The organism is Kitasatospora sp. NPDC127111, assembly GCF_042677465.1.
Classification (GTDB): domain Bacteria; phylum Actinomycetota; class Actinomycetes; order Streptomycetales; family Streptomycetaceae; genus Kitasatospora.
This window is the reverse complement of the sequence record NZ_JBHXTG010000062.1, coordinates 25,799-48,327: the sequence shown is the minus strand read 5'-3', so window position 1 is coordinate 48,327 and position 22,529 is coordinate 25,799. Positions and strand designations below refer to the sequence as shown.

Annotated in this window: 17 protein-coding genes and 1 pseudogene; 6 read left to right on the top strand and 12 right to left on the bottom strand. The window is 77.0% G+C overall.

From position 1 onward, the window contains the following. The first annotated feature begins 142 nt into the window (after positions 1-142). Together ACFVHB_RS30030 and ACFVHB_RS30025 are read left to right on the top strand one after the other, a co-directional pair. On the top strand, positions 143-1,759 hold the full coding sequence (locus tag ACFVHB_RS30030) for an ADP-ribosyltransferase domain-containing protein (protein WP_380328480.1): 1,617 nt from the start codon (positions 143-145) through the stop codon (positions 1,757-1,759). 163 nt (positions 1,760-1,922) lie between these two features. Next, on the top strand, positions 1,923-3,005 hold the full coding sequence (locus ACFVHB_RS30025; RefSeq protein WP_380328478.1) for a DUF3048 domain-containing protein: 1,083 nt from the start codon (positions 1,923-1,925) through the stop codon (positions 3,003-3,005). Between the two features lie 64 nt (positions 3,006-3,069). Here the strand turns inward: ACFVHB_RS30025 and ACFVHB_RS30020 are convergent, their stop codons facing one another. Then, the gene (locus ACFVHB_RS30020; RefSeq protein ID WP_380328476.1) at positions 3,070-3,774 is read right to left on the bottom strand and encodes a DUF998 domain-containing protein; all 705 of its coding nucleotides are present in this window, start codon (positions 3,772-3,774) and stop codon (positions 3,070-3,072) included. Positions 3,775-4,080: 306 nt separating this feature from the next. Between ACFVHB_RS30020 and ACFVHB_RS30015 the strand changes: the two genes are divergently transcribed. After that, positions 4,081-4,542 carry a hypothetical protein gene (locus ACFVHB_RS30015; protein ID WP_380328474.1) on the top strand — a complete coding sequence of 154 codons (462 nt, stop codon included), beginning with the start codon at positions 4,081-4,083 and terminating at the stop codon, positions 4,540-4,542. 85 nt (positions 4,543-4,627) lie between these two features. Here ACFVHB_RS30015 and lysA read toward each other — a convergent pair whose 3' ends face one another. The 5 genes from lysA to ACFVHB_RS29990 form a co-directional block, all read right to left on the bottom strand. Next, positions 4,628-5,995, bottom strand: a complete 1,368-nt coding sequence (lysA, locus tag ACFVHB_RS30010) for a diaminopimelate decarboxylase (RefSeq protein ID WP_380328472.1) — start codon at positions 5,993-5,995, stop codon at positions 4,628-4,630. 55 nt (positions 5,996-6,050) lie between these two features. After that, complete coding sequence (locus ACFVHB_RS30005; protein ID WP_380328470.1) at positions 6,051-6,290, bottom strand: hypothetical protein; 240 nt, start codon at positions 6,288-6,290, stop codon at positions 6,051-6,053. A 465-nt stretch (positions 6,291-6,755) separates the two neighbouring features. Further along, positions 6,756-7,319 carry a sigma-70 family RNA polymerase sigma factor gene (locus tag ACFVHB_RS30000; RefSeq protein ID WP_380328502.1) on the bottom strand — a complete coding sequence of 188 codons (564 nt, stop codon included), beginning with the start codon at positions 7,317-7,319 and terminating at the stop codon, positions 6,756-6,758. 440 nt (positions 7,320-7,759) lie between these two features. Next, positions 7,760-8,158, bottom strand: a complete 399-nt coding sequence (locus tag ACFVHB_RS29995) for a hypothetical protein (RefSeq protein WP_380328468.1) — start codon at positions 8,156-8,158, stop codon at positions 7,760-7,762. 190 nt (positions 8,159-8,348) lie between these two features. Beyond that, complete coding sequence (locus ACFVHB_RS29990; RefSeq protein WP_380328466.1) at positions 8,349-8,768, bottom strand: hypothetical protein; 420 nt, start codon at positions 8,766-8,768, stop codon at positions 8,349-8,351. A gap of 208 nt (positions 8,769-8,976) precedes the next feature. Here ACFVHB_RS29990 and ACFVHB_RS29985 point away from each other — a divergent pair, with 208 nt between their 5' ends. Then, on the top strand, positions 8,977-10,176 hold the full coding sequence (locus tag ACFVHB_RS29985) for a hypothetical protein (RefSeq protein ID WP_380328464.1): 1,200 nt from the start codon (positions 8,977-8,979) through the stop codon (positions 10,174-10,176). 507 nt (positions 10,177-10,683) lie between these two features. Here the strand turns inward: ACFVHB_RS29985 and ACFVHB_RS29980 are convergent. After that, entirely contained in the window at positions 10,684-11,514 is an 831-nt protein-coding gene (locus ACFVHB_RS29980) for an IS5 family transposase (protein ID WP_380328500.1), read from the bottom strand. 136 nt (positions 11,515-11,650) lie between these two features. Here ACFVHB_RS29980 and ACFVHB_RS29975 point away from each other — a divergent pair, with 136 nt between their 5' ends. Further along, positions 11,651-12,391, top strand: a complete 741-nt coding sequence (locus ACFVHB_RS29975; protein WP_380328462.1) for a histone-like nucleoid-structuring protein Lsr2 — start codon at positions 11,651-11,653, stop codon at positions 12,389-12,391. Next, positions 12,366-12,716: pseudogene (locus ACFVHB_RS29970) on the top strand (transposase); the annotation flags it as partial. The gene ACFVHB_RS29975 and the pseudogene ACFVHB_RS29970, both read left to right, overlap by 26 nt. A 51-nt stretch (positions 12,717-12,767) precedes the next feature. Here ACFVHB_RS29970 and ACFVHB_RS29965 read toward each other — a convergent pair. The 5 genes from ACFVHB_RS29965 to ACFVHB_RS29945 all read right to left on the bottom strand — a co-directional run bounded on the left by ACFVHB_RS29965 (position 12,768) and on the right by ACFVHB_RS29945 (position 22,499). After that, complete coding sequence (locus ACFVHB_RS29965) at positions 12,768-14,126, bottom strand: S8 family serine peptidase (protein WP_380328460.1); 1,359 nt, start codon at positions 14,124-14,126, stop codon at positions 12,768-12,770. 98 nt (positions 14,127-14,224) lie between these two features. Further along, positions 14,225-17,614: a right-handed parallel beta-helix repeat-containing protein gene (locus tag ACFVHB_RS29960; protein ID WP_380328458.1), complete on the bottom strand. Its 3,390-nt coding sequence runs from the start codon at positions 17,612-17,614 to the stop codon at positions 14,225-14,227. A gap of 88 nt (positions 17,615-17,702) precedes the next feature. After that, positions 17,703-19,163 carry a hypothetical protein gene (locus tag ACFVHB_RS29955; RefSeq protein ID WP_380328456.1) on the bottom strand — a complete coding sequence of 487 codons (1,461 nt, stop codon included), beginning with the start codon at positions 19,161-19,163 and terminating at the stop codon, positions 17,703-17,705. 40 nt (positions 19,164-19,203) lie between these two features. Then, positions 19,204-19,653, bottom strand: coding sequence for a hypothetical protein (locus ACFVHB_RS29950; protein WP_380328454.1), 450 nt, complete (start codon positions 19,651-19,653; stop codon positions 19,204-19,206). A gap of 11 nt (positions 19,654-19,664) precedes the next feature. Then, a complete protein-coding gene (locus ACFVHB_RS29945; RefSeq protein ID WP_380328452.1) occupies positions 19,665-22,499 on the bottom strand; it encodes a hypothetical protein in 2,835 nt (944 codons plus the stop codon). Between the last annotated feature and the right edge of the window lie 30 nt (positions 22,500-22,529).

The window sequence follows — 22,529 nt, the reverse complement described above, 5'->3', positions numbered from 1 at the left end:
CGGTCACTGACAACGCGTCGACTCCTCCGCCGCCGGCCCGGGCCCGGCCGGCGGTCTGTCAGACCCGGGCGGTACGACTGTGGTGTCGGCCGGCGAGCCGACGGATGCCCACCACCCTCCCGACCTTCCGGAGCCCTCCACCATGAGCGACGCCAAGACCCCCGCCACGCCCGACCCGAACGACCCGCTGGCCCTCACGGAACTGTTCCAGGGCGGCGGCGAGCCGTGGCTCCCGCTGCTCAAGCCGGTCATCGAGGCGCAGCCGGACGCGGCCTCGTTCATCGGCCCCGGCCGCGGTCCGGAGGTCGTCCCCGTCCGCGAACTGACCTTCCAGGCGCTCAAGCCCCACGCGCCGCACAAGTGGAAGGTCGTCGTCTTCGGCCAGAACCCGTACCCGCGGCCGGAGAGCGCCACCGGCATCGCCATGTTCGACAACACCTTCCACGACTGGGAGGACAGCCAGTTCGGCCGCGTCGTCAGCATCCGCTGCATCATCAAGGCGGCGGCGCGGTGGAAGTACGGCATACCCAAGAGGACCCCGATCGCCTCCCTCCGCACCCTGCTGGCGAAGCAGGACATCGTCCAGCCGCCCGAGTGGTTCCAGGCGATGCTCACCCAGGGCGTCCTGCTGCTGAACGCGGCCCTCACCGCCGACAGCAGCGGGGCGTCCGGCACCGACCGGCACACCGCGTTCTGGCGGCCGGTCGCCGAGCGGATCGTCGAGGAGATCCTCAAGGCCAAGCAGGACGCCGCCGAGGAGGACCGCGGGGTGGTCTTCGCCTGGTGGGGGGCGCACGCGCGCAACCTGAAGAAGGTCGTCCTCCAGTTGCAGGAGAAGTACCCCGGGGTCGAGGTCCGGCACATCGACCACGCCAACCCCGCGGCGCAGGGTGACGTCTTCTGCGACGGCGACCACTTCGCCACGGTCAACGCCGCCCTGGCCTCGCTGGGGGCCGAGGAGATCGACTGGCTGCCGAACGAGGGGTGGGACGAGCGCGCGGCGGCCGACGGCGGGGCGGACGACGACGTCGCCGACCGCATGGGCGCGTTCATCGCCTCCACCATGGAGCTGCACCAGCTCTACCTCGACCGGCTCGCCGGCGTCAAGGACGAGGGCCTCGAACTCCCGGCGATCACCGGTGTGTTCGACACCGAGCTGATGGACTTCCGGGAGGCCGTGGCCCCCGTCGCGAAGCTGCTGCGCGGGCTGGACCGGCACGTCGAGCGGTCGTACGAGTTCGGCAAGCGGCGGGCGGACGAGGCCGCCGACGGCCCGTCCGCCGACGCGATCGCCGCCCTCCACCTCTACACCTGCGAGTCCGCGTTCTACCGGGAGATCAACGCCGTGCTGCGCTCCCCGGACCGCTCCCGGCTCGTCCCGTACCTGGCCTACCTGCGGCTGCTGTTCTCGGCGGTGTCGCGGCTCCCGGCCCGCACCGAGCCGCTGTGGCGCGGGGTGTCGCTGGACCTGCGGGCGCAGTACCCGCTGGGCCGGACGGTGACCTGGTGGGGCGTGTCCTCGTGCACGTCCGAGCTCGGCGTGGCCCGGGGCTTCCTCGGCAGCCGCGGCAAGCGGACGCTGTTCGAGGTGCAGCCGGCCCGGGCCGTGGGCATCCGGGACTTCTCGGCGTTCACCGGCGAGGAGGAGTTCATCCTCCTGCCGGGGACCCAGCTCAAGGTCACGAACGTCCGGAGCGAGCGCGGCGGCCTGTGCACGGTGACGCTGACGGAGGTCGACGAGCAGACACTGGTGTCCTGAGCACGGCCCCCCGGCCACCCCCGGCCGCCCCCCGGCCGCCGTCCGCCGCCCTTCCGGAGCCGCTCGGCCCCCCGTCGGGGGGCCCGGGCGGGAACCGGGGCGGCCGGCCGGACGTCTTTCCGAGTGCCGGGGCCCGTCGGACGGGCACGGAGGTGAGTTCGGCATGAGAACCGTCGAGCGGCTGTCCGCACGGTGGCGCTCGCTCTCCCGCGCGCAGCGGGTGGTCGCCGCCCTGCTGGTCGCCCTTGCCCTGCTCCTCGCGGTGCTGCTGCCGGTGGTCGCCGGCCGCTCGCCCACCCCCTCGGGGGCCCCGCCACCGGCCGCTCCCCCGCCGGCCGCGCCCCCGTCGTCCGTTCCGCCGTCCTCCGCACCCGCGTCCCCCGGCGGCGCGGTGTCCCCGCTGACCGGGCTGCCGGGCGAGGCCGGCCGGATCCTGGCCGTCAAGATCGACAACATCGTCAACGCCCGGCCGCAGACCGGACTGGGCGCCGCCGACGTCGTCTACGCGATCGAGGTCGAGGGCGGGCTCTCCCGCTTCCTCGCCGTCTACGACGCGAACCACCTCCCACCCGGGGACAGGATCGGCCCGGTGCGCAGCGCCCGGGAGAGCGACCTGCCGATCCTCCAGCAGTACGGGAAGGTGGACTTCGCGTACTCGGGGGCGCAGACCAGGTTCCTGCCCGTGCTGGCCGGGGCGGACCTCTTCAACTGCTCCCCGGCCCAGGACGACTCCTTCTTCCGCGGCCGGTGGGACGTGCCGCCGTTCAACCAGTACGTGGTGCCCTCGGGCATCCTGCGGCACTTCCCCGACGCGGCCGCCGCCCGCGACGTCGGCTTCCGCTTCGGCCCGGCGCCGGCCGGCGGGGTGCCGGCCGACACCCTCACCGCCCGGATGCCGGCCGCCTCCTTCACCTTCACCTGGTCCCCGGGCGAGGGCCGGTACCTGGTCTCGATCGACGGCAAGCCCGCCGGGACGACGGACTCCGGGCGGCTGGGCGCACCGACCGTCGTCGTGCAGAAGGTCGCCGAGACCACCTCGCCGCTGCGACTGCGGGACTCCTCGGGCGACCTGCTGCCGTACGCGCCGACCGTGGGCGGCGGCGAGGCGGTCGTCCTGCGCGACGGCAGGGCGTACCCGGGCACCTGGTCGCGCCCCGACGCCGCGTCCGGGACGGCGTTCAGCTACGCCGGGCAGCCGATGACCTTCCACCCCGGCCAGGTGTGGATCGTCCTGGAGCCGCGGTGACCTCGCGCCCGGGGCCCGGGGCCGCCCGCCGACGGGCGGCACCGGGCCTCCGCCGGCGGACGGTTCAGGCCCCGGGGGCGGCGCTCGGGGCGGTCGGCGCGGTGCGCCGCGCGAAGGTGACGACGGCTTCGCTCTTCACCAGCCAGGCCACGCCGAACGCGAAGACGGAGACCGCCTCGCCGAGGTAGGGCAGGGTCAGCGGCGAGTCCCAGGCGAGGTGGAGCACGCCCGCCACGGCGACGACGGCGACGCACGCCACGATGACCCAGCCGCAGACCAGGTACACCCAGTCCCGGGCGGGCCGCCGCCCGCCGGTCGCCGGGGAGTCCGCGAAGAGCCGCAGGCAGAAGTACGCCAGGACGCCGAACAGCCCGGCCGCGAAGCCGAGATGGAGCATGCCGACGGTCGTCTGGAGGGTGCTCGGATGCGGGGTGACCGACGCCGGCGGCTCCATCGGGAACAGTGCCACCAGGATCGCGAGCACCCCGGCCACCGAACTCAGCCGGTCCTCCCGGCGGTCGTGCCGGTAGCAGATCAGGAAGACGCCGATGGCACAGAGGCCGCCGACGAAGACGTTGCGCATGTGGGTGTAGTACGACGCGCTCATCGAGCTGAGCAGGGCGACACGGGCGGAGGTGAGGCTGTTGCCGACCGGCAGGACGATCGGCAGCAGGAATCCCACGGCGCCGACGCCCAGCCGCAGCCGCCGCACGGTCTGCGCGTCCTGGTCCTGGTGGTCGACGGCGGGTTGGTCGGATCGATCGGACATGGCACGGCCCCCTTGACGAGCTGAGGCTGTCGATCCGCGGCCGGACCGGCCGCGTCGCCGCATCACCGGGCGGCGGTCGCACCGGAATGTACCCGCGCGACCGGGCCGGGAACCCGCGCCCCGCGCACCGGTTCGGCAACGCTGACGAACCGTCAGCCCGCCCCACCGCCAGGACGCCGGAGGGTCCGGCGCCAGGTCACGGCCAGGTCACCGCGAGGTCGCCGCCCGGCGGGAACCACGGTGTCCCGCCGCACGTCCCCCTTGGCGCACGCTCCGCAGCACGACTCGACGCGAGGAGTTGTCCTGATGATGGTCCGCCACGGCGCGACGCCGGTCGTCACCGGGCTGGTCGCCGTCCTGCTCGCGGGGGCGGGCGTCGCCGGGTGCGCCGAGCGCGAGGAGCCGGTGCGTGCCGTGATCAGTGCCGAACTGGACCGGGAGCTGGACGGGTTGCGGACGTCCGGCCCGGACGGGCTGGCCCTGGTGGCGCCGGAGGGGCTCGACTGGGACACCGTGTACGTGTTCGGCCCGGGCACCCGGGACGAGGTGATCTCGGACGTGGTCGGTGACCCGGTGCGCTGGGAGGAGCAGGACGTCAGCCGGTCGTCGTCCGAGCTGATGGTCTTCGTCGACCAGGGCGAGGCCGTCGGCGCCTACGAGATCGCCGTCGGCTTCGGCCCGGCCGACTACCGGCGTCCGCTGCACCGGGAGGTGCGGCTGGCCGCCGTCACCGGGGTGGAGGCGGCGGTTCGCGTGGTCGGCCAGTAGGAGGCGCCCGGGGGCCGGTCGGCGTCCCCGGCCCCGGGGGCTCTGGCCCGCCCCCCGGCCGGCTACGGTGGCGGGCCCGGCCGGGTCAGCGGCCGACCTCGCGGGCGCGGTGGTCCTCGACGGTCTCGCGGCGGATCAGCAGACGGATCCGCCCGTCCCGGACGGCGGCGACCGCGGGGCGGCCGACCAGGTTGTAGCCGGAGGCCATCGAGAGCTGGTAGGCGCCCGCGGCGGGGACGGCCAGCAGGTCACCCGGGCGCAGGTCGGCGGGCAGGGCGGCGCCGTGGACCAGCACGTCGCCGGCCTCGCAGTGCCGCCCGACGACGTCGAAGGTGCCGGTCGGCCCGCCGCCGGCCCGGCCGATCGCCCGGACGGTGTACGCCGAGCCGTAGAGGGCCGGGCGCGGGTTGTCGCTCATCCCGCCGTCGACGGCGGCGAAGGCCCGGCCGTCGCCGGTGTGCTTCACCGACAGCACGCGGTAGACGGCCACCCCGGCGGGCGCCGCGATCGCCCGGCCGGGCTCGACCAGCAGCCGGGGGACGGCGAGGCCGTGCTCGGCGCAGCGGGCGGCCAGGCGGGCGGTGACCGCGGCGGCGAAGGCGGCGGGGTCGAGCTCCTCGCCGTCGGGGAGGTAGCGGACGCCGTGGCCGCCGCCGAGGTCGAGTTCGGGCGGTTCGACGCCGTGCCGGTCACGGATCTCCGCCAGCAGCCCGACCAGGCGGTCGAGCGCGGCCAGGTAGGGCGCGGTCCCGGTGATCTGGGAGCCGAGGTGGCAGTGCAGGCCGGCGAGTTCGAGGCCGGGCTGGCCGAGGATCCGGCGGACCGCCTCGGCCGCGTCGCCGCCGGTGATCCGGAAGCCGAACTTCTGGCCGTCGACGCCGGTCCGCACGGCGCTGTGGTGCCCGGCCGCGACGCCGGGCACGACGCGCACCAGCACCCGCTGCGGGGTGTCGGCGACGGCGAGGGCGGCCAGCCGGGGGATCTCCGCGAGGCCGTCGACGACGATCCGGCCGACCCGGAGCCGGCGGGCGAGGCGCAGCTCCTCCGGGGTCTTGGCGTTGCCGTGCAGCAGGATCCGCGCGGGCGGGAAGCCGGCCGCGGCGGCCAGGCGGAGTTCGCCGGCCGAGCAGACGTCCAGGCCGAGTCCCTCGTCGGCGACCCAGTCCGCCATGGCGCTGCACAGGAAGGCCTTGGCGGCGTAGAAGACGTCGGCGTCCGGCAGGGCGCGGCGGAAGGCCCGGGCCCGCGCCCGCACCTCGCCCTCGTCCAGGACGTACAGCGGGGTGCCGAAGCGGTCGGCGGCCTCGGTCAGGCCGACGCCGCCGATCAGCACGTCGCCGTCGCGGCCGGGGCGGGCCGAGGCCGGCCAGGGCCCGCCGAGCGGTCGGGCGCCGGCGGGCCGCGGCGGTTCCGCGGGACGGCCGCCGGCCGGGAGGGTGGGGAGGGTGGTCATGGCAGGGGCGCTCCCAGTGAGGGCGGTGCGGGCCGGGCTTCTCGGGGTCCAGGGGTCAGTCCAGGTAGGACATCGCGTGGCGGCAGTGCGCGGCGGCGGTACGGCACTCCTGGTCGGGGGCCGGCCCGCTCCCGGCGGAGCGGGGCCCGGCGGTCGTCCCGCGCGGCAGCCGGCGGAGCGCGGCCTCGTCCAGCGGGCCCGGCGCGGTCCACGCGGCTCCGAGGTACTCGGCTCCGAGGTACCCGGCCCCGAGGCGCTCGGCTGCGGTGGTGGTGCGGAGTTGGTGGTCGGTCATGGCCTGGCGCTTCCTTCCGGTCGCGGCGGGGCCGGCGGAGTGGTCCCGCTCGCCCCTCCAGTGCAGCCCTTCCGGCCCGGAAAGCGCCGCGCCTTGACGCACCGCCTACGCGGAGCGGGTCCGCCTTGACACCACCCTGACGTCGGCCCGGTGACCGTGTTCGAGCAGCGGCCCGGACCGGCGAGGACCGGCCCCGGAGGACCGGCCCTGAAGGACGGCCCCCGGAGGACCGGCCCGGGGTCGGCCGGCTGCGCTCGGCGCTCGGCCGGTTCCGCTCGCACACCCGGCAGTCCGGCTGGGCCAGCACCGCTGCCGCCGCCGTCGAGGAGTCGTCGAACGCGCGCGAGCCCCCGGGTCCTGACGGCCGCGCCGGATCGGGCCGGTCGTACCGGTCGCATCGGGCCGCGCCGGATCGGGCCGGATCGGGCCGCGCCGATCGGGCCGGCCGCGCCGGTCGGGCCGGTGCTACGCCCCGCGGGCCACGGTCCGGCGGTCCCCGGCCCCGGGCCTCCGCACCGGCGCGGCCGGCGCCGCGCACTCCTCCTTCGGCGCGTAGCCCTGCTCGGCCGCGAGAACCGGGCGCAGCGCCCGGAGCGCGTAGTAGTTGCGGGACTTGACCGTTCCGGGCGGCACCCCGAGCCGGGCCGCGGTGTCCGCCACCGACCGGTCGTTGAGGTGCAGTTCGACCAGGACCTCGCGGTGGTGGTCCTGGAGCCGCCGGAGCGCCCGGTCGACGTCACGGGCCACCACCACCCGGTCGTACGGGTCGTCGGCGAGCGGACGGTCCTCGGACTCCTCGCCGAGCACCTCACGGGCCCGGGCGGCGGCCATCCGGTAGTGGTCGATGGCGATCCGCCGGGCGACGGTGAACAGCCAGGGCCGGCTCCGCTCCGGCCCGGCCGCCAGCGCCTCCGGGTGTTGCCAGGCGCGCAGCAGGGTCTCCTGGAGGATGTCCTCGGCCTTGCCGCGGTCACCACCGGTCGCCCGCATCAGGGCGCGGACCAGGTAGCCGCCGTGCAGGCGGTGGATCTCGGCGAGCGTGTCCGGGTCGAGGGTCGGACGGTCCGCCGACGGCTCGGCGGCGGTCCCCGGGACGGCGGCGACCCCCGCGGCGGCGGCGGTGCCCGGAGCGCCGGCGGTGTCCGGAGCGCCGGCGGTGTCCGGCAGGACGGCCCGGTCCGGCGCGGCCGCCGACGCCTCGGCGGACTGCGGGGTGACGGACTGCGGGGCGGCGGACTGCGGGGTGACGGACCGGTGCACGGCGCCGGGCCGGCACGGGACGACGGACGGACGCGGGGTGCTGGGCGGCGTGGACAAGCGCTACCTCTCAGGTCGGGCAGGGGTCAGGGCGCAGACCGACCGGACTCCCCCGGTGGCCGCGACACCAGGCTGCCGAGGGCCGCCAAGAGTCCACCAACAATCCGCCAACGCCGGCCGCGGGCCCGTCCGGCCGCGGGCCCGGAGCCCGCTCAGCCTTCGGTCGGCCGCCCACCGAGCACGGCGATCAGGTCCTGGACACCGTCCTCCCCGCGCTGCTCGATCAGCACGGCGACCCAGGCGGCCAGCCGGTCGCGGTCGGCTGCGGACCAGGCCGGGGCGGAGGGGTGCTCGTCCACGAACAGCACGGCCGCCACCCGCCGCAGCCCCGGGTCCGGGTCCGGGTCCGGGGTCAGGGCCGGGAGCCCGGACCGGTCCTGACGCCGCCGCTCCCGCGGCAGCGCGCGCAGGGCGAGCCGCCGGGCGGCGGCGATCACCGTGTCCGCCGACGCCTCGGGCACCTCCAGGGCCGGCGGCCCGGGCAGGATCTCCGCGCCCTCGCCCACCAGGGCCGCGATCACCTCGCGCGGTCCCGGTCCGTCCGCTGCCATCGTCTCTCCCCCTCCCTGTCCCGCCTCGGGACCCACGCGGATCCTCCCCGGTGCCCCCGACCGGCCGGCACCGTCGGAGCGACGCTACCGAGCGGCCGCCGGATTCAGCAGTCGTTTTCCGGGCGGCCCGTCGCACAACGGACGGCCGGTCCGACGGTCACCCGCCGGACCGGCCGCCCCGGGGCCCCGGCTAGAACGTCGTCCAGTCGTCGTTGTCGGGCGTGTTGAGCGTCCGGATCCGCTCGCCGACGCGGTCGTCGAAGGTGTCGGTCCCGATCTTGAACTTCTCCCGGTTCGGCTTCAGGCCGTAGAGCACGACCGTCTCGCGGCTCTGGCCGCTGAGCGACAGGCTGACGCAGCGCCCGGGCTCGACCACCACGGTCGCCATGTCGCCCCGCTTCGGGAACACCGCGTACGAGGGGTAGGTGCCGTGCGAGCAGAGCACGAAGTTCCCGGCCGGGATCCCGGTGTCGGTACCGGAGCCCGGCTTTCCGGGGCGGCCCGGCTGGGCGTCCCCGGCGTGCGCGGCGGTGGCACCGGTGAGGCCGACGAGGCCGGCGGCCAGCAGCAGGCCGGCCGCGCGGGCGGCGCGGGTCGTGGTGGTGCGCATGAGGTCCTCCAACTGGGTCATCGAGCGCCGAGCGCGCTCTGTCCCCTCAACGGGCCCTCCTCCGGCGGCGGTTCACCGCGCCAGGGTGCTGCCGCGGCCCGCCGCCGCGATCCACCGGCACCGGCCGCCGGATGAACCCGGAAGCCCGGGAGGCCGTACTCCTGGCTGGACGGGCCGGCACGCGGACCGGGAAGCGGGAGGACACGGGATGGCCCTCGACCACATCACCCCGGGCGCGACGGCCCACCCGGACTACACCCCGGCCGTGGCGGCCCACCCCGACTACACGCCGGCCGCGGCGGCCCACCCCGACTACACCCCGGCCGCCTGGCCCGCCCCCGTCCCCGTCACGGCCCGGCGGCCGCTGGACCCCCTGGGCACCCGGCTGATCCCGCCCGCCGAACGGCCGCTCTTCACCCGCGACTCCCCCGCGGCACCGTCGGCCGGCCCGACCGGCGAGCCCCCGCGGCCGCACGCGGTCCCGGCCCGCACGGCCCAACCGCTGGTGGCCGCGTCCCCGCGCCCAGCCGCCGACCGGCAGCAGCCGCGACCGCTCCGCACCCGAGCACTGCGGCTGCCGTTCACGCACGGCGGGGAGACGCGACGGCGCCGGCTGGTCGACCGGATCCGCACCCCGCTGCTCGGCTGCCACCGGATCACGGTCCTGGGCCGCCCCGCCGACACCCGGCGGGGCGGCGTCACGGTGGCGCTCGGCGCCCTGCTCGCCCGGCACCGCCCTGACCACGTGGTCGTCCTCGACCTGGCCGAACCGCACCCGGCTGCCCCCACCGCCCCCGGACGTCCGGCCCGCCCCGATGCGGGTGCGCGGGCGGGCCACTGGGCCGGCCCGCGGACCCCGGGCGAGCTCTTCGCGGCAGTCCCGGTACCGGAGGACCCGCCGGAGCGCCCGGCCGGGCGCCTGGACGTCCTCGCCGTACGGCCGGATCTGCCCTCCCCCGCCCTCGACGCCGACCGCTACCGGCAGGCGGTGGCGACGCTGAGCGGCGCCTACCCACTCGTCCTCACCGACGCCTCGGCGGCCCCGGTGGACGTGCAGCGCGCCGCGGCGGGGCTCGCCGACCAACTGGTGATCTGTGCCGACGCCTCGGCCGCCGGGGCCGCGGCCGTCTCCACCCTGCTGGACCGCCTGGCCGCCGAGGGGCACGGCGGGCTGGTCGCCGGTGCCGTCTCCGTCTTCACCCCGTGCCCGCCCGCCGCAACAGGTGCCGACCGCCCGGTGGCGGCCCGTCATCTGGCCGAGCACTTCGGCACCCGCTGCCGCGGCGTCATCGTCCTTCCCCCCGACGCCCCCGCCGGCCCCCGCACCCGCGCCGCCCACCTCGACCTGGCCGCGCTGATCGGCGACGCCCTGCCCGGCGGGCACCACCCCACGCCCGCCGGCCCGTGACCCCACCGCGCCGCACGGCCCTCCGGCCCCCGGCCGGCCACGCCCACACGTCGGTCGGCGCGCCATTCCCCCCGAGCCCAGCGACGCCCCGCCCGGCGGCCACCCCACGCCCACCGACCCGTGACCCCACCGCGCCGCACGGCCCTCCGGCCCCCGGCCGGCCACGCCCACAATCGATCACCCCGAGCCGCCCGAGCCGCCCGTGCCGGAACACGGGCGAGGACCGGAACGGGATACCCGCCATCGCCGTGGCAGCCATCGCCCGCTCGTGGGGAAGCCGGATCGCCCCGCCGGGGCGGCATCGGCGCGGGAGCGGCACGGTGCGAGGCAGATGCGCGTCGGGCGGACGTCCCCGGGCGCCCGGCCCGGGGACGTCCGCCAGCGGTGATCACCGGGCCGGGCCCGGGAGGTACGAGGGCGACCACCTGCCTGGCGCCGCCGAGGGCGCCTGGGGTTCAAAGTGCCGTGCGCTCGCCAGCCGCCTCCTAAGGCGTGTCTGACAAATGATCACCTGACTGGTTCACGGAGCCAGAGGATCAGGGAGGCCAGGATGATTCCAGCTCGGTAGCGGTCGGCGAGATTGTCGAAGCGGGTCGCGATCGCGCGGAACTGCTTGAGGCGGGCAAAGCATCGTTCGACCACGTTGCGGTCGCGGTAGATCTCCTTGCCGAAGGCAGGTGGACGGCCTCCCAGGCGTCCACGCCGTCGGCGGTTGGCCTCCTGGTCGCGGCGCTCGGGGATCGTGGCGGCGAGGCCCCGGCGCCGCAGCAGGTGACGGATCGCCCGGCTGGAGTAGGCCTTGTCGCCCAGCACCCGCTCCGGTGTCGTGCGCGGGCGGCCCGTGGCGGAGCGCGGGACGCGGATCCCGTCGAGGACCTGGCCGAACGCGGTGGCGTCGTTGATGTTGCCCGGGGTGAGCACGATCGACAGGGGCAGGCCACGGCCGTCGACGGCGAGGTGGACCTTGGTGGTCAGTCCGCCGCGGGACCGGCCGAGGGCCTGGCGCGCCTGCGAGCGGCCCGGATCTTCCAGTTCGTCCCCGTCTGCGGCCCCTTTTTGCGAGCGCCGGCGGCGTGCTGGTGGGCCCGGTTGATCGTGGAGTCGACCGGCGACGGCCCACTCGCCCCGGCCCACCGCGTCGTCGCGGACGACCCGGACGTGTTCCAGCAGCGTCGCCCACGTGCCGTCCGCCTCCCAGCGGGCGAACCGCTCGTAGACGGTCTGCCACGGCCCGTACCGCTCCAGGAGATCGCGCCACGGCGCCCCGGTCCGCAGCCGCCACAGCACGCCGTTGACCACCTGCCGGTGATCACGCCACGGACGGCCACGCCCGTCCACCTGCGGCAACAAGGGCTCTATCCGCTCCCACGCCGCGTCCGTCAACTCGCCTCGCTGCCACAAGATCAATTATCAGACGGACCCTGGGATCCCCGGGTCGAGCGTCCTTGTCAGTGGCCGCGCCTACGGTTCCCCCATGCGTGTTCAACGGCCGTCGCACCCGAAGGGACCTCCGATGAGCGAGGCAGGAGACGTACGGGAGGCGTGGGTCCGGGTGACCACATGGCTCGAGCGGAACAACCCCCGGGTCTTCGCCGCCCTCGGCGGTCCGGGGAGCCAGGAGGCCATCGACCGGGCCGAACTGCGCATGGACCTGGAGCTGCCGGCGCAGGTGCGGCAGTGGCTCCTGGCGAACGACGTGGATGCCGACGAGCGCACCGATCTCCAGCAGTGCCTGGTGCGGCGGGGGTGCGACGTGCCAGTTCCCGGTGGGCACCTCCTGCTCGGCCTGGGGGACATCCAGCGGGTCTACCTCCACCGGCTGGCCGTGGAGCGGATGGAACCGTCCGAAGACCCCGACTGCGTGTTCTGGCGCCAGGAGTGGCTGCCGATCGCCGCCGAGCGCGACGGCCTCTACGGGACGTTCCTGGACACGGCCGAGGGGACGATCGGAACGTGGGCCGAGGCGTGCGCACCCAACGAAGGCGTGTACGCCTCGCTGTCTGCCTTCTTCCAGCAGGCGGCGGACCTGCTGGAAGGAGTCTCCACCGGGGACTGGAGCGGCCCCGGCGCGCCCGCCCGGCCCCGTGCGCTCGATGAGCCCCGGCCGGAGGACGAGGCGGTACGACGCTGGGCCCGCGCCCACGGCATGGTCGTGAACGACCGCGGGCGGGTCCCCTCGAGCATCCGCGAGGCGTACGAGGTCTCACGGAGGTGACCACCGGATCCGGCCGAAGTCAACGGCCGTCGGCACGGCCGTGATGGCGACGGTGGCGCCCAGCCCGACGATGGCCGGGGCCCTCCCGCAAGCCCGGGGCCTCGCCGCCACGATCCCCGAGCGCCGCGACCAGGAGGCCAACCGCCGACGGCGTGGACGCCTGGGAGGCCGTCCACCTGCCTTCGGCAAGGAGATCTACCGCGACCGCAACGTGGTCGAACGATGCTTTGCCCGCCTCAAGCAGTTCCGCGCGATCGCGACCCGCTTCGACAATCTCGCCGACCGCTACCGCGCCGGAATCATCCTGGCCTCCCTGATCCTCTAGTGGTGCCCGACCGCGTGAGGACGCCGGCGCGAGGCCTGGCGTGCGCGGCCGTCAGGGGCGGGGGCTCGCCGGGGCCTCCGGGGTCCGCCTCGTGGCCGGGGTCCAGTCGCGGGCGCGGCCGCGGGAGCCGACGACGGCGGCCAGGGCGACCAGGGCGGTCACGGCGAGGGCGCCGAGGGCCACCAGGACGGCCTGCCGGGGAGCGGCCGAGACCGGGCGGGCGGCGGGCACCGCCGGGACGGACGCGGCGGTGGGCGAGGGTACGGGCCGGTCCTCGGCGAGGAGGGCGGTGACGGCGGACACCGGGTCGACGGTGCCGTGGCCGAGCTGCGGGTCCGGAACGGTGCCGACGGGGCGGTAGGCGGTGGTTTCCAGACGGTCCACCAGTTGGTTCACGGTCAGCGTGGGCCGGTAGCCGAGGACCAGGGCGGCCGTGCCCGCCACGAAGGCGGTGGCGTAGCTGGACCCGGTGGCGGTGTAGTAGCCGCCGGCGGCCGGACCGGTGCTCATCACCGCCGCCCCGGGGGCGGCCAGGTCCACCCGGCCGCCCACCGCCGTGCCGTCCTCGGGCGGCGCGCCGCCGGGGGCGAGGTCCCGGACCGCCAGGACCTCGGGGTAGGCGGCCGGGAAGACCGGCTCCGGCTTCGCCGTTCCGTCCTGGTCGGCGGGCGGCGCGTCCGGGGCGGCCGGGGCGACGACCAGGGCGCCCCGGCCACGGGCCTGGCGCACCGCGGCGGCGAGCGCGTCGCTGCCCGCGGGCAGGGTCACGCCGACGTCGATCACCCGGGCACCCCGCTCGGCCGCGGCGGTGATGCCCTGGGCGAGCAGGTCGGCGGTTGTGGCTCCGGTGTCGTCGGTGACGCCGACGGCGAGGATCCGGGCGTGCGGGGCAAGACCGGAGAACCCGGTGCCCGCGCGCCGGTCGGCGGCGATAAGACCGGTCAGGAAGGTGCCGTGCCCGACGCAGTCGCGCGCCGGGTCGCCTCCCCCGGGCAGCCTGCCGGCGTACCCGAGCCGGCCGGCCAGCAGGCCCGGCCCGTCGGTCACCCCGGACCCGAGTACCGCGACCGTGACGCCGTCGCCCTGGGTCAGCGGCCAGACCCGGTCCGGTCGCAGGAAGGTCTGCGGCCACGGGGTGAGCCGGGTGCCCCTGGCCGAGGGCGGCAGGCAGCCGGCCGGCCTCCCGGCCGGGTCGCGGCGCAGTTGGGTGACGCCCGGCAGCGCGTCCCCGGGTGTCCCCTGAGTGCCCGGCGCACCCGACGCACCCGACGCAACCGGCGCACCCGGCGCGCCCGGCACCGCGGACGCGCCCGGTGCCGCCGGCACCGCGGGCCCGGCGGCCCGTGCCGCGCCGGCCGGCAGCAGCAGCGCACCCGCCAGCAGGCCCGCCGCGACCGGCGCCGCGACCACCCGCCGCCCGGCCCGAACCGCCGTCCCCGGAGCAGGCCCCACCCCGGGCCTCGCGCCGGGCCCCACCCCGGGCCCCGCCCCGGGCCTCGCGCCGGGCCTCATACCGGGCTGCCGATCCGCTCGGCCGGGACGTCCTGCGGCAGCAGCAGGCTCAGTTCGGCCAGGTCGGCCACGTCAAGGCGGGCCAGCCGGCCCGCCTGACGGGTGATCATCGCCTCCAGGACCTGCCGGGCGAACCGCCCGTTCCCGAAGCTGCGGTCGCGCGGAACGGACCCGAAGAGGCCGCCCAGCACCGCCACGGTCTCCGGGGAGCAGCTGTAGCCGGCCGACTCGGCCTGCCGCCGGACGATGGTGACCAGTTCCTCGTCCGAGTAGTGGTCGAAGGCGATCTCCCGGGTGAAGCGGGAAGCCAGTCCGGGGTTGGAGGCCAGGAAGCCGCGCATCTCCTCCTGGTAGCCCGCGACGATCACCACCACCTCGTCGCGGTGGTCCTCCATCAGCTTCATCAGGGTGTCCACCGCCTCCTGCCCGAAGTCGCCGCCGGTGCCGTGGCGCGGCGTCAGGGTGTACGCCTCGTCGATGAAGAGCACCCCGCCGCGGGCGCGTTCGAAGGCGTCCCGGGTCAGCTGCGCGGTGTGACCGATGTACCGGCCGACCAGGTCGGCGCGGGCGGTCTCGACCAGCTGGCCGCTCGGCAGCACACCCAGTTCGGCGAGCAGTTCGCCGTAGAGCCGGGCCACCGTGGTCTTGCCGGTGCCGGGCGGCCCGGCGAACACCAGGTGGTGGCTGATGACGGCGGCGGGCAGCCCGGCCTCGACCCGGCGGCGGGTCTGCCGGGTGAGGTTGACGAGGTCCTCCACCTGCTGCTTCGCCGCGCCGAGGCCGACCATCGCCCGCAGCCGGTCGAGCAGCCCCGGCTCCTCGGCTTCCGCGCCGCCCGCGGTGGCCCGCGCCGCCGCGGCGGCGGCCTGCTCGTCCACGTCGGCGGGGACCAGCACCGCCAGGTCGGCGTTGTCGAGGTCCTCCAGCTCGGCGAGCCGGGAGGCCTGGCGGTCGACCATCTCCTCGAACACCTTGCGGGCGGCCCGACCGTTGCCGAAGTCCGCGCCCCTGGGCATCCGTTCGAAGTGCTGGGCGATCGCTGCCCGGGTGCCCTCGGCGAGCTGGTAACCGTGCCCGGCGGCCGCGTGCTCGACGATCGTGGTGAGTTCGTCGACGCTGTAGTTCGCGAACTCGACGGTCCGGCTGAACCGGGAGGCGAGGCCCGGGTTGGAGGCCAGGAAGGAACGGATCTCGCCCTCGTAGCCGGCCACGATCACCACCAGGTCGTCGCGGTGGTCCTCCATCAGCTTGACCAGGGTGTCGATCGCCTCGCGGCCGAAGTCGGGGCCGCTCCCGCCGGATCCCGCCGACAGGGTGTAGGCCTCGTCGACGAAGAGCACGCCGCCGAGCGCCTCCCGCACCACCTCGGTGGTCTTCAGCGCCGTGCCGCCGATGACCGAGGCGACCAGGTCCGCCCTGGCCACCTCGACCAGGTGACCGCTGCGCAGCACACCGAGCTCGGCCAGGATCGCGCCGTAGAGCCGGGCCACCGTGGTCTTGCCGGTGCCGGGCGGCCCGGCGAACACCAGGTGCCGGCTCATCGGCAGCGCCGGCAGCCCGGCCTGCTCGCGGCGCCGGGCCAGCTTGTTCAGGTTGACCAGGGTGGCGACCTGCTCCTTGACCCCCTCCAGGCCGACCAGCGTCCGCAGCACCGCCTGCGGGCCCTGCGACGCCGGAGCCGGCCGGGCCCCGCCTCCCTCGCCCCGTCCCGCCGCACCGGGGGCCGCGCCGGGGGCCGCGCCGGCCCCGCCCTCCGCGTCCGGGCCCGGCCCGGCGGTGGCCGTGCCGTGCGCGTCCGCCGAGCGGTTGTCGCGGCTCTCCAGGTTCTCCACCGACAGCCGTTCGGCGGGCTCGCTCTGGCGCAGGCCGGCGCCCTGGTTCTCGGCGACCACGCAGTCGGTGAGCCGGACCGGCTCGGCGGACTCCGAACGGACGCCGTCCACCGCGTTGCCGGTCAGCCGGCACCCCGTCAGGGTGGCCCGGGAGCCGGGCAGCAGGTGCAGCCCGTGGCGCCGGTTGGCGCGCAGCCGGCACCGGGTCGCGGTCAGCTCCCCGCCGCGCTCCACGCTGACGCCGTCGTACGCGTTGTCCGCGGTCTCGACCTCGCGCAGGGTGGCGACGCCCTCCGCGCCGACCGAGATCCCGCTCGCCCGGCTTCCGCGCACGGCACCGCCGCCGAGGTAGGCGTTGGCGCCGTCGGAGATCCGCACGCCCGACTTCCCCGCGTCCAGCACGGTCGCCTCCTCGAGGCGGCCGCGGCCGTCCCGGTGCACCTCGACGCCGTTCCCGGCCGCGCCGGACACGATGATCCGGCGCAGCAGCGGGTTGGCCCCGTCGCCGACGACGACGCCGTTGCCGGCCGCGTCGCGCACCTCCAGCCGGTCGAACTCGGCGACGCTCTCGGCGGTCAGCTCCACCCCGTCGGACTCGCCGTCGCGCACCACGGCCCGGAGCAGGGTCGGGCCGGACGACTCGCCGACGAAGATGCCGGCCCGGGCGGCGGAGGTGACCTCGAAGTCCTCGAAGGTGCCGCGGGAGCGGCCGGCGACGTGCAGGCCGTGGCCCTGGGTGCGGACGGCCCGGCAGCGCCGCAGCAGCGGGTCGGTGCCGTTGGCGAGGACGAACCCGTGGCCGCGCACGGCGGTGACGGTGCACTCCTCCAGCACCACCCGGGCGGTGGAGCCGAGGAAGACGCCCTGCGCGCTGTCCCGGACCTCGGTCCGCACCAGCCGGGTGGTGCTCTGCTCCTCCAGCGCCACGGCCGGCTTGTCGGTGGCGGAGATCTCGCAGTCCTCGATCACCCCGCGGGCCTCGCCGTTGGCGCAGACGCCGTTGCCGCGGGCGTCGCGCAGCACGCAGCGCCGTACGACGGGGTTGGAGCGCTCGCCGATCACCAGGGCGGAGGTGCCCAGGTGCTCGATCACGCTGTCCTCGACCACGCTGGTGCCCTCGGAGGTCTCCACCAGGCCGGCGCCGGCCGGGTTGGTCACCCGGCTGCCGCGCATCGCCAGCGACCCCTGCCGGCGGGTCAGCACGGCTGTCCACGCGTTGCCGATCACCTCGCAGTCCTGCAGCGCCAGTTGGCCCTGCGGCACGTCCACGGCGGGCAGGTCGTCGTCCTGTCCCTGGAGCACCAGACCGGTCAGCTGGACGGCCTCGGCGAGGACCTGGACCACCGAGCCGCGCCGGGGGCTGATCCGCACGCTCCCCCGGACGTCCTCGGCCGCGATGGTCACCATCTTGGTGACCACCAGGTTCTCGTCGTAGCGGCCGGGGCGCACCGAGATCACGGCTCCGCTGCGGGCGGCCTGGAGGGCGTCTCCGATCGTGCGGTAGGAGCCGGACTCCCGCTGCTCCGCGCAGACCGTCAGCACCGGGCGCGACATGCCAGGGGTTCCCTTCGTCGGGGTGGGTGGGGGGCTCGTGGGGGGGTGGGCTCGGGTAGGGCGGGGTGGCGGCCCCGGCGGGGCCGGATCAGGTCGTACAGGTGGCCTTGATCGCGCTCGCGGCGTGGTGGTCGTACGTCTTGGTGCCGCCCTTCCAGTCCAGGCCGCGGGTGTGCAACGTGACGGAGAGCGGGCCCTGGTAGGAGTACGTCGTCGCCTGGCTCACCCAGCGGCCGCGGTTGGCGGTCTGGTCGATGGAGAAGGACCAGGAGGAGCCGCCGCTCCGGACGGTGTAGAGCGTGGGGTGGCCGCCGACCCTCTTCACGTCGTCGTCGGCCGGGATGTAGACCGCCAGCGTGCAGTTCTTGACGTTGGCCGGGCTGAAGGTCCACACCACGGAGTTGCCGTCGTCCTTGTTCGCGTCGCCGGACATCGGCACCGAGGTGTACGTCCCGTTGCAACCGTCGCCGCTCCAGCCGCCGGAACTGCTCCTCCAGCCGGAGACGCCCTGGTCGAACCAGCCGTTCTGGGCGTACGACGACACGCTCTTGCTGCCCCCGCAGTACGGGCCGACGACCGCGACCACCGGGGCGGGGGCGGGTGGCGGGGAGGCCACGGGCGGCTTGGGCGCGGGCGGTTGCGGGGCGGGCTGCTGGACTGCCCCGGGGGCGGGCTGTGGCGCGGCTCCGCCCGCGGTGCCGCCGGAGGCGGTGCCTCCGGACGCGCTGCCGCCCGCTCCGCCCCCGGAGGCGGCGCTCCCGGGCGCGGGGGCCGCGGCACCGGCCGTGGGGTTGGCGGCCCCGCCGGAACGGGGAGCGCCGCCGGCGGACCGGCCCGTGCCGCCCTCGCCCGTACCGCCCTCGCCCGTGCCGGCCGCGGGTGCGGCGGGCGGTTGCCCGTCCGGACCGGGAGCGGGCGAACCGGATTCGCCCGCCGCGGGGGCGCCGGGGGTCGGCTCGGCCGGCGCCGGGGTGCCGGCGGTGCCGCCGTGCTGGTCGAAACCGGGGACGAAGCCGTTGCCGCCGTCGCCGCCCTCCGGGCCGTACCCGGGCGGAGCGTCCGCCTGGGCCGGTCCGTGCTTCGGCTCGGACCCGCCGAGCCGGGTGGCCACCACCGATCCACCGACCAGGACCAGCCCGACGGCGACCGCGGCCGCGACCATCGGCCGGGACACCCGGCCCGGGCGCGGACCCGCCGTCCCGGCCTCCCCGTCCGGACCGGGGTCGGCCGGGGCACTGCCGGCCACCGCCCCGGCCGGAACGGCCGCCCCGGCCACCGGCGGCTCGGCCCCGGCAGCGGTCGTGGTGGTGGGCGGCGCGGGTACGACGGTCGCGGCACCCCCGGTGACACCGGCGGCCTCGCCGTTCGCCACCCCGCTCACGGCTCCGGCCGCGGCCGCCGGACTCCCCGGTGCGGGAACGGAGTTCTCCGCCTCCGGCTCGGCCGCCACCGCCCAGTTCACCGCGGGGAGCCGGAACCCGGGTGTCCCCCGCTCCCCCGCACCGCGCTTCTGCTCGCCCACCGTCATCCCCTGCGCTCGGCTCGACAACACTCCTGTGGGGAGGTACGGACGGTGCGGCCACCGGGGTTCAGCCGCCCGCTGACGAGCCGACCGTCCAGACCGGGGCCTCCGCCGTCCGCGGCGGGGTGAGGATGAACCGCACCGCCCGCTCCAGCACTTCGGCGTCCGGCGGGGTCGGCGGGGCGTCCAGCCGGGAGCGGACATGACCGAGCAGACCGGGCTCCGGGGCCAGGCCGTACTCGTCGAGGTAGTACGTGACGGTGTCGGTCCAGATCCACCGCCCGTCGGTCCGGAACCCCATCGGCACCGAGGCGCGGCGCGCCGGGTCCACCACGTCGTCCATCAGCATGGGGGTCAGCAGCACGGGCGCCCCCGCGCGCAGGTAGCGGGCGACGGCCTCGCGTTCGGCGCCCGCCGCGATCCGCGGACGGTCCGGCGCGAACGCCGGCCCCGACACCGGATCCACGACGTCGAACACCGCCGCCAGCTCGAAGCCGTCCCCAACGGTCTCGGTCATGCCTGTACTCCTCACAGCTCACCGGCCTTCGCTTCCTCCCACGGGCCGCCGGCGGCCGCGGGTTCACCGGCCGGCCCGTCGGGTGCGTCTGACGGCCCGTCCGGGAGTGCCCCCAGGTCGATCCGGAAGCGGGCGGGATCGGCCGGACGGGTCCGGTCGGCCGGCGCCACCGCGTCCCGTCGGCCGAGCCAGGCGCGCAGGCGTTCCGGGGCCGGGCGGACGGCGCCGACCTCGTGCAGCAGCACCCGGGCCGGTCGCCCGGCGTCCGCGTCCCCCGGTTCCACGCCCACCACCTCGAAGCTGCTCCCCGGGGCGAACACCACGGTCGGCTGCTCGCCGGCGCCGCCGAACGCCGAGGTGCGGCGCCCGCCGACGGACCAGATCGCGAACTCGATCCCGACGTCCTCCCCGAAGTCGGCTCCCACCGCGGCGACACCGTTCACCGGGGCCGGTTCGGTGAGCACCGTGCCGGGCTCGTAACGGGCCGGGTCCGACCGGCCCGCCGGGGCGGCGACCAGCACCCCGCCGTAGTGGCTGGGCAGCCGGCGGAGCCCGGCGGCGAGGCAGCGCAGGTACGCGGCGGGCGCGCCCGGCAGGCCGGCGCGGGCCGCCGCGGTGAGCTCGGCCCGCCCGAACGGGAGGCCGGCGTCGGCGTGGTACAGCAGCACGGCGACCAGTTCCGGCCGCGGGTCGTCGCCCTCCGCGACCGAACGCAGGCCGGGCAGCCGGGTGACCGCGTCGTCGGCGCGACTGGCCCATCGCTGGTACGCCGGGCCGAGCAGGGCCGGCAGCGCCGCCCGGTCCTCGGCCGGGGTGGCGGGTGCGGCCCCGTCCGGCAGGGGCGCGGGGGCTTCGGGAAGAGGCCCGGGGCCGGGGCCCGTCGCCCGGTCCGCCGTCGGTCCGGGGGCGGGGAGGGCCGCGACCGCAACGGTCCCGACGGGCTCGGGCGGCCCGGCCGCGGCCGTCGGCTCCGGCTCCGGCTCGGGCTCGGCGGCCCGCTCGGGCTCGGCGGCCCGCTCGGGCTCGGGGGCCGGCTCGGGCTCAGGGGCCTCGGCGGGCAGCCCGCCAGGCTGCGGGTGAGCGGCCCCGACGGGCAGCGCGGCCGGATCCGGTCCGGCCGGATCGGCCCGGCGGACGCCTTCCGGCGCCGGCGCCGTACCCGCGGCCGGGCTGTCGGTGCCGGACCCCGACGGTCCGGTGCCCGGCGGCACCGGCGTCGGCACGGTGGCCACCGACGGTGCGGCAGCCGTCGTGGCGGCACCGCCCGTCGTGGCCACCGCGGCCGGCCCGGGAGCGACGGCAGCCGGGGCGAGCGGCCGCCCCGGCTCCGGCCGGAGGGGCGGGAGGGCCGGCGCGTCCCCGGCCCTGGCGGACGGCTCGGGCATCCGCTCGGCCACCGGCCCCGGCACGAACCGCGGACCGGCCACGGCAGCCGGCACCACGGCTCCGGGAACGAACCCCGGCACCACGGCTCCGGGAACGAACCCCGGCACCACGGCTCCGGGAACGAACCCCGGCACCACGGGTCCGGGAACGGGCCCCGGCGCAGCCGGCGCGGGCCCGACCGCCCCCTCCGGGCCCAGCCAGTCGAGGCCGTGGATCCGCGCGCAGAACCGCCCGACCGCGTCCGACGCGACGTCCGGCGCCCCCGCCCTCACCAGCCCGAGTCCGGCCGGTACGACGGGCGCCGTGCCCGGCGGCACCGGGCCGAGCGGCACCGGGCCGAGCGGGGGGAGACCGGCGAGCACGCCGCCGAGCTGTGCCCAGACGTCCTCGGTCACCGTCCGGCCGGCGGCGCCGACCACCAGGACGGGCTGCCGGGGGTCGGGGCGGCGCAGCCGGGGGCCCCGGTCCGCCGTGCCCTCCGGGTGCAGCCAGAGGCCGGCCGCGACGGGCTCCAGCTCCCAGCCGGGGAAGGCCGGGTAGCGCACCGGGCCGTCGCCCTCCGGGGCGCCCGGCCGGGTGCGCCGGCCGATGGCGGTCACCGTCCGGCCGACCGGGCAGGCGGACAGTTCGGTGAGGTACGGCTCCCAGCCCGGCGCGCCGTCCGCGGTCACGTGCACGGTGCGGTGGCCGGAGCCGTCGGCGATCGGGAGGCCGACGGCCGCCCGCACCTCGCGGCCGAGCGAGGACGCCAGCACCGCGGCGAGTTCGATCAGGTCGACCGGCGCTCCCCAGGGGAGGCTGAGCAACGGCCGGGCGTCACCGACCGTGTCCAGCAGCAGGGCGGCGGCGTTCGCCAGTTGGACGGCGGTGGGCAGCCGCCCGTCGGGCTCGCCGAGCACGAGCAGCAGGGTGGTGCCGGGGGCAGCGGCCCGGTCGAGGAGGGCCGGCCGGGTGGGCGGGGCGGCGGCGGTCACCCAGAAAGCGCCGCCGGGCAGCGGCGTGATCGTCGCGGCGGCCGGCCACCGTTCGCCGAGTGCCTCGGCCGGCCCGGCGGCGGGCCGGCACCGCCACCAGCAGCCGCCCGGGGCGGCGAGGGTGCCGTCCTCCTCGACGGAGACCACCGAATCCGGCGCGACGACCGTCAGTCCGGTGCGCCGGGCGAGCTGTTCGGCGGGGCGGCGGCCGTCCGGGCCGGTGGCGGCCAGGCCCGAGGCGGCCAGCACCAGGGTGTCGGCGCCGCGGCCGGCCGCGCTCCGGACCAGCTCGTCCAGCGAGCCGAGCAGGACGGGGGCGGCGTCGGCCGCCGCGGCGAGCAGCAGCAGGGTGCCGGGCTCGGCCCGTACCGGGTCGAGGGCCGCCGCCAGTCCGGCCGCCTCCGCGCCGGGCGGGGCGATGACGAGGTGCGGGCCCACCGTGCGGAGCGTGGACCGCTCGGCGGTGGCGATTGCCGGCGGGTTCATGGGCCGGCCTCCCTTCTGGTGGTTGCGGCT

Bases quoted from the DNA above. Each gene is read 5' to 3' on its own strand.
- ACFVHB_RS29990 (WP_380328466.1), bottom strand. From the start codon at position 8,768: ATGCGCACCACCACGACCCGCGCCGCCCGCGCGGCCGGCCTGCTGCTG.
- ACFVHB_RS30030 (WP_380328480.1), top strand. From the start codon at position 143: ATGAGCGACGCCAAGACCCCCGCCACGCCCGACCCGAACGACCCGCTG.
- ACFVHB_RS30015 (WP_380328474.1), top strand. From the start codon at position 4,081: ATGATGGTCCGCCACGGCGCGACGCCGGTCGTCACCGGGCTGGTCGCC.
- ACFVHB_RS30020 (WP_380328476.1), bottom strand. From the start codon at position 3,774: ATGTCCGATCGATCCGACCAACCCGCCGTCGACCACCAGGACCAGGAC.
- ACFVHB_RS29975 (WP_380328462.1), top strand. From the start codon at position 11,651: ATGCGTGTTCAACGGCCGTCGCACCCGAAGGGACCTCCGATGAGCGAG.
- ACFVHB_RS29985 (WP_380328464.1), top strand. From the start codon at position 8,977: ATGGCCCTCGACCACATCACCCCGGGCGCGACGGCCCACCCGGACTAC.
- ACFVHB_RS29950 (WP_380328454.1), bottom strand. From the start codon at position 19,653: ATGACCGAGACCGTTGGGGACGGCTTCGAGCTGGCGGCGGTGTTCGAC.
- ACFVHB_RS29960 (WP_380328458.1), bottom strand. From the start codon at position 17,614: ATGTCGCGCCCGGTGCTGACGGTCTGCGCGGAGCAGCGGGAGTCCGGC.
- ACFVHB_RS30005 (WP_380328470.1), bottom strand. From the start codon at position 6,290: ATGACCGACCACCAACTCCGCACCACCACCGCAGCCGAGCGCCTCGGG.
- ACFVHB_RS29995 (WP_380328468.1), bottom strand. From the start codon at position 8,158: ATGGCAGCGGACGGACCGGGACCGCGCGAGGTGATCGCGGCCCTGGTG.
- ACFVHB_RS29945 (WP_380328452.1), bottom strand. From the start codon at position 22,499: ATGAACCCGCCGGCAATCGCCACCGCCGAGCGGTCCACGCTCCGCACG.
- lysA (WP_380328472.1), bottom strand. From the start codon at position 5,995: ATGACCACCCTCCCCACCCTCCCGGCCGGCGGCCGTCCCGCGGAACCG.
- ACFVHB_RS30025 (WP_380328478.1), top strand. From the start codon at position 1,923: ATGAGAACCGTCGAGCGGCTGTCCGCACGGTGGCGCTCGCTCTCCCGC.